Origin of the sequence: Shigella sp. FC1967 (assembly GCF_001743005.1) — a bacterium.
GTDB lineage: Bacteria > Pseudomonadota > Gammaproteobacteria > Enterobacterales > Enterobacteriaceae > Proteus.
Genome location: NZ_MIIZ01000707.1, coordinates 1 through 4,329, shown reverse-complemented (window position 1 = coordinate 4,329; position 4,329 = coordinate 1). Strand labels below are relative to the sequence as shown.

Annotated in this window: 4 protein-coding genes; all 4 read left to right on the top strand. The window is 40.9% G+C overall.

Features of this window, described 5'->3' with window-relative positions:
• Positions 1–315: RpiB/LacA/LacB family sugar-phosphate isomerase (locus BHE89_RS10515; RefSeq protein WP_141008286.1), on the top strand; the 315-nt coding region annotated here is incomplete at its 5' end.
• A 158-nt stretch (positions 316–473) separates the two neighbouring features.
• On the top strand, positions 474–1,370 hold the full coding sequence (locus BHE89_RS10510) for a pirin family protein (RefSeq protein ID WP_069369759.1): 897 nt from the start codon (positions 474–476) through the stop codon (positions 1,368–1,370).
• Positions 1,371–1,688: 318 nt separating this feature from the next.
• A complete protein-coding gene (locus BHE89_RS10505; protein ID WP_069369758.1) occupies positions 1,689–2,309 on the top strand; it encodes a 4Fe-4S dicluster domain-containing protein in 621 nt (206 codons plus the stop codon).
• 1 nt (position 2,310) lies between these two features.
• Positions 2,311–4,326 (top strand): hydrogenase 4 subunit B, encoded by a 2,016-nt coding sequence (hyfB, locus tag BHE89_RS10500; protein ID WP_069369757.1) that lies wholly within the window; start codon positions 2,311–2,313, stop codon positions 4,324–4,326.
• Positions 4,327–4,329 lie beyond the last annotated feature (3 nt).

Below are 4,329 nucleotides of genomic sequence, written 5' to 3'. Positions count from 1 at the left end.
TCTGAACATCCTGAATATATTGGTTTTGTTTTTTGTGGTACAGGCATGGGAGTCAGTATCAGTGCGAATAAACATAAAAATGTTTATTGTGGAGTGTGTGAAAGCGTCACTACTGCCCGTTTTTGTAAGATAATTAATAATTGTAATATGATGGCAATGGGTGGCTTATTAATAACACCATTTAAAGCTAAAATGATGGTTGATGCATATTTGTCAGCAACTTTCACAGACGGTTTTTCAGAAGCAACACCAGAAGATTTACAATCTGGCTTAACTTCAATGAAACAAGTAGAAAAGAAAATTTATAAAAATTAAGTCATTCTTATTATTCACTTTTATAAGCTGAAATTTCAGGCTTATTTTTTGCTTAAGTGATATATTTTGCTTATTAAATAGATAAGAGTCTAGTATCTATACTAGATAATAAATAAAGCATGTTTATGACTTAGCAATAAATTAAAAGTAGGTGAACAATGGAACATCAACACTCTGATACCGCAAATGCCCCATTACGTATTACCTCTAAAACCCGTGATGTTGGCGGGATTGAAACTTATCGTGTTTTACCTGATAAAAAACAACGCTTAATTGGACCTTGGTGTTTTCTCGATCATTTAGGCCCTACCGTTTTTAATGACACTGTCGATAAATTAGCTATTTCGCCACATCCCCATATCGGCTTGCAAACCTTTACTTGGATGCTAGAAGGGGAAATTTTACATCGTGATAGTTTAGGTTTTCAGCAAGTTATTCGACCTCAACAAGTGAATTTAATGACCGCAGGTCACGGTATTAGCCATTCAGAAGATAGTCACGGTGATAAAAAAGAAGTCCATTTGGCGCAATTATGGATCGTGCTCCCAAACGATAAAAGAAATATGCCGCCACGCTTTGATCACTATCCTGATTTGCCTAAATGGCAGGCTGAAGGTGCTGACTTCACGTTATTAATCGGTAATTATCAAACCCACAACTCTCCCGTATTATGTCTATTACCTATGGTCGGTATGGATATTATGGCAAAACATGCCACGCGTATTTCCTTATCATTAGACGCTAAATATGAATATGGGATTTTTGTTTTAACGGGAGAAATGATAATAGACGGGAAGACCTTTGCTGCGAATGAACTTGCTTATATTGGGATACAAAACGCCGAGTCATTAATGATTGAACTTAGTGATAATGCCCAAATTCTCTTTTTAGGTGGAGAGCCTTTAAATGAACAAATTTTGATGTGGTGGAATTTTATTGGTCGTAGCAAAGAAGAAATTCAACAGGCAATTACCGATTGGAATACGGGCAGTGAACGTTTTGGTAAAGTGGTAAATGATGAAAGAACACCGCTAGTATCACCTGTTATGCCTTAAGTTTAAACGATAAATTAAGTTGCAATATGATGTAGTTAAATTTAGCTGAATGATCCACAGATAATTCAGCTATTTTTCTTTGTGCTTCACCTTGTTGATATCACATTACTGTGATGACGAAAATTGTTGTTTAAAACTCACCACTTACTGTCAACGTCATAATTGTCGACACGTCATTTTTTGTTTTCCTCATCTTTTTTAACCTAATGATTTTTATCATAAATAAATTAAATCCTCTTTTGGCATGAAATATGCTTCATCTAAAGAAAAATTGACGACAGTAATGCTGTTAAACATTTTTCTCGGAGGATGTGGCGAATGAATCGCTTTGTAATTGCAGAGCCACAACGATGCATAGGGTGTAATACCTGTATGGCAGCTTGTTCAGAAGTTCACCAAGCTGTGGGGTTACAGGCGCATCCGCGTCTTACAGTGGTAAAAGTGGAGGATCAGACAGCACCGATGCTTTGTCGGCACTGTGAGGATGCTCCTTGTGCTCGCGTGTGCCCAGTCAATGCCATCACTCATGAAGATAATATGATTTTTCTTAATGAGAGTCTGTGTATTGGCTGTAAGTTGTGTGGTCTGGTTTGTCCTTTTGGTGCAATTACACCATCAGGCAGTAAGCCCGTTAACTTACCCGCTGTTTTTGAACATTTTGTGCCTGAAGAAATGTTGGCTGATGTGCCAGCAAGTCTTCCAACAACGAATCCATTCCTTGCATGGAATGTGGGTGTCCGCGCAATCGCAGTGAAATGTGATTTATGTGCTTTCTCTGATGAAGGCCCTGCTTGTGTCAACGTATGTCCAACCGATGCATTGCATTTAGTCGAAGAAGACAAACTTGAAGAGCAGATGAAAACGCGTCGCTTAGACTCAGTGATGGGATCCATGACAAGTCTTGACGATTTATCTACTTTGGCACAGGAGCGGAAGTAATATGGAACCTCTTCAGTTACTGCTGTGGTCAGTCATCCTGTATGTTGTTGGTGGCGTTATTGCACTGTTTTTAAAAAAACAGGAAGGGTTGGCAATCCTTATTTCAGGGATCAGCGCAATCATTGGTGGTGTCTTAGGTATTTTAAGTGCATTACCCGTTATTTTTGGTGGTGAAATTGCGACTTTTACCGCCGCAGGGCCTTTCGATTTTGCCGCCTTTGTGGTGCGCATGGATATGTTAGGCGCCTTTATGGTATTCGTCATTTCATTACTGGTCAGTGTGTGTGCACTTTATTCCCTTGCGTATGTACAAGAATACAAAGGCCGTGGCGCTTGGAGCATGGGATTCTTTATGAATCTGTTTATTGCGTCTATGGTTGGCTTAGTGGTGATGGATAATGCGTTCTACTTTATTATCCTGTTCGAAATGATGTCACTGGCTTCTTGGTTCTTAGTCATTGCTGACCAAGATGACGAATCTATTCACGCAGGTTTACTTTACTTCTTTATCGCCCACGCAGGCTCCGTGTTAATCATGATTGCCTTCTTCTTGATGTGGCGTGAAAGTGGAAGCCTTGATTTTGATTCATTCCGTCAACTTTCTCTTTCTCCAGCAATGGCTTCTGTGGTGTTTTTACTGGGATTCTTTGGTTTTGGTGCCAAAGCCGGTATGTTGCCATTACACAGTTGGTTACCAAAAGCTCACCCCGCAGCCCCTTCACATGCATCGGCATTAATGTCAGGTGTGATGGTCAAAATTGGTATCTTCGGGATAATCAAAGTCGGTATCGATTTATTGGGTGCAACTGAAATGTGGTGGGGAATTGTTGTCCTCGCATTCGGTGCAGTTTCTTCTGTATTGGGTGTTATGTACGCCTTAGCAGAGCACGATTTAAAACGTTTACTTGCATGGCATACCGTTGAAAATATTGGCATTATCTTAATGGGTGTGGGTGTCGGTATGGTAGGAATGGCAACAGACCATCCTATTATTGCAGCACTTGGCCTGTTGGGCGCTTTATATCATTTATTAAATCATGCGGTGTTCAAAGGATTATTATTCCTTGGTGCTGGCGCCATTATTAATCAAATTCACACCCGCGATATGGATAAGATGGGGGGATTAGCCAAACTAATGCCTTACACTGCAACGGCATTCTTAATTGGGTGTATGGCGATTTCAGCGTTGCCACCATTAAACGGTTTTGTGAGTGAATGGTATACCTATCAGTCTCTATTCTCGATGAGTTACGAAGGTAACTTTGTGATGCGCTTAAGTGGTCCTATTGCCATTATTATGCTGGCAATTACTGGAGCATTAGCGGCAATGTGTTTCGTTAAAGTCTATGGTGTTAGCTTCTGTGGTGGCCCTCGTAGTGAGCAAGCAACCAAAGCAAAAGAAGTACCATTACCAATGACGATTGCGATGGGTTTATTAGCACTTTTTTGTGTTGTGTTAGGTGTGGGGGCAGCTTTTGTTGCGCCAATCATTGCCAATATCGCAATGTCTCTTAGCGAAACCAGTGCATTAACGGTGGCTCAAGGCTCAATGCTTGTTCCTGATGCCGCATCACAAGCCATGTTCTCTCCAGCATTAACATTTGTTTTATTAATCGCGCTACCGCTTATCCCATTCCTGATTTACCTCGGTCTAAAAGGCAATCAACCTGCGTTTCGTCGTAAAGGTAACCCTTGGGCGTGTGGTTATGTCTGGGAAAAAGACATGGCAGTGTCAGCAGGTGGCTTTACTCAAGCATTACGTAGCATGTTTGCACCACTTTATCGTATGCGTAAACAACTTGATCCATCTCCATTGCTATCTCGTGGTTTTAATAAAACACAGCTCGGTGCTGAAAAGGTCGAACCATTCTGGGATGAACGCATTATTTATCCTCTGGTTCGTGGTATCCAACGTTTTGCAAAACGTATCCAATGCCTACAAGGCGGGGATTTCAGACTCTATTGTCTATACGTTGTCGCAGCGCTGGTCATCTTGCTTTTAGTCATCGCAGCGTAAGGA

Bases quoted from the DNA above. Each gene is read 5' to 3' on its own strand.
- BHE89_RS10510 (WP_069369759.1), top strand. From the start codon at position 474: ATGGAACATCAACACTCTGATACCGCAAATGCCCCATTACGTATTACC.
- BHE89_RS10505 (WP_069369758.1), top strand. From the start codon at position 1,689: ATGAATCGCTTTGTAATTGCAGAGCCACAACGATGCATAGGGTGTAAT.
- hyfB (WP_069369757.1), top strand. From the start codon at position 2,311: ATGGAACCTCTTCAGTTACTGCTGTGGTCAGTCATCCTGTATGTTGTT.